A 1,642-nucleotide genomic window follows, 5' to 3' on the forward strand; every position below is an offset into this window, starting at 1 on the left:
GTTTAAGGGTGTCTTCGTTTAATTATTCTAATGAAAAGGCGCCAGGCCTTTCGACCCGGCGCCCTGATAGTACCAACCGGCAGCTTAGGCGTAAACCGGGAACTTATCGACCAGCACTTGCACGGCGGCCTTCACGCGCTCGATGGTAGCAGCGTCGTTCGGGTTATCCAGCACGTCGGCGATCAGGTTGCCCACTTGCTCCGCTTCCGCTTCCTTGAAGCCGCGGGTGGTCATCGCCGGCGAGCCCAGACGAATGCCCGAAGTCACGAATGGCTTCTGCGGATCGTTCGGGATGCCGTTCTTGTTGCAGGTGATGTGCGCCTGGCCCAGGATCGCTTCGGCTTCCTTGCCGGTCAGGTTCTTCGGACGCAGGTCCACCAGGAACACGTGCGACTCGGTGCCGCCGGACACGATGCGCAGGCCGCGCTTGATCAGGGTCTTGGCCAGCACGTCGGCGTTCTTCACCACTTGCTGCTGGTATTCCTTGAATGCAGGCTGCAGCGCTTCCTGGAAGGCCACGGCCTTACCAGCGATCACGTGCATTAGCGGGCCGCCCTGAATGCCAGGGAAGATCGCGGAGTTGATGGCCTTCTCGTGCTCGGCCTTCATCAGGATGATGCCGCCGCGTGGACCGCGCAGGGACTTGTGGGTGGTCGAAGTCACGAAGTCGGCGTGCGGCACTGGGTTCGGGTACAGGCCAGCGGCGATCAGGCCGGCGTAGTGGGCCATGTCGACCATGAAGTAGGCGCCAACAGCCTTGGCGACTTTAGCGAAGCGCTCGAAGTCGATCTTCTTGGAGAAGGCCGATGCGCCGGCGATGATCAGCTTAGGCTTGTGCTCTTTCGCCAGGGCTTCCATGGCGTCGTAGTCGATGTCTTCTTCAGCGGTCAGGCCGTAGGAAACCACGTTGAACCATTTGCCGGACATGTTCAGTGCCATGCCGTGGGTCAAGTGGCCGCCTTCCGCCAGCGACATGCCCATGATGGTGTCGCCCGGCTTCAGCACGGCGAAGAACACGCCCTGGTTRGCYTGCGARCCGGAGTTCGGCTGCACGTTGGCAGCTTCCGCGCCGAACAGCTTCTTCACGCGGTCRATRGCCAGYTGCTCGACGACGTCCACGTACTCGCARCCACCGTAGTAGCGCTTGCCTGGATAGCCTTCGGCGTATTTGTTGGTCAGCTGCGAGCCCTGGGCTTGCATCACCGCTGGGGAGGTGTAGTTTTCGGAAGCGATCAGCTCGATGTGGTCGTGCTGACGCTTGTTTTCGTTCTGAATGGCGCCGAACAGTTCCGGGTCAACATTGGCGAGGGTGTGATCTTTAGCGAACATGAAAAAACTCCAGGTTTTGTCTAAGGCAGATAGGATCGAATGCGGGCGCCGAAATGAGTCAGAGCAGCCGTCTTCGCACGACTCCATCATTGGCTGCCCAGGCGAACGGCTTTAATTGAGATCTCACGTTCCCCGGTGGTTACCCACCTCTCGCCGGCCATTGCCGGCTTTTCGCCAGTTACGTGAGACAGTAAATGGAGCCAAGATTGTATTTCATGCTCAGCATCAGAGCAACGGCAATTCCGATATATCGGATACAATTTCCGGGTTGTGCAATTCTGACCTTTGTGTTGAAGGAAACCCATGATTGTCC

Annotated in this window: 1 protein-coding gene and 1 riboswitch; the gene reads right to left on the reverse strand. The window is 58.7% G+C overall.

Features of this window, described 5'->3' with window-relative positions; translation table 11 throughout:
* Positions 1 to 84 precede the first annotated feature (84 nt).
* The gene (gene glyA / locus AB4Z11_RS31070; RefSeq protein ID WP_442029943.1) at positions 85 to 1,329 is read right to left on the reverse strand and encodes a serine hydroxymethyltransferase; all 1,245 of its coding nucleotides are present in this window, start codon (positions 1,327 to 1,329) and stop codon (positions 85 to 87) included.
* Positions 1,330 to 1,417: 88 nt separating this feature from the next.
* A riboswitch (ZMP/ZTP riboswitch) is annotated at positions 1,418 to 1,521 on the reverse strand.
* Positions 1,522 to 1,642 lie beyond the last annotated feature (121 nt).

The sequence above is a fragment of the Pseudoduganella sp. RAF53_2 genome (assembly GCF_052113985.1).
Classification (GTDB): Bacteria; Pseudomonadota; Gammaproteobacteria; order Burkholderiales; family Burkholderiaceae_D; genus Rugamonas.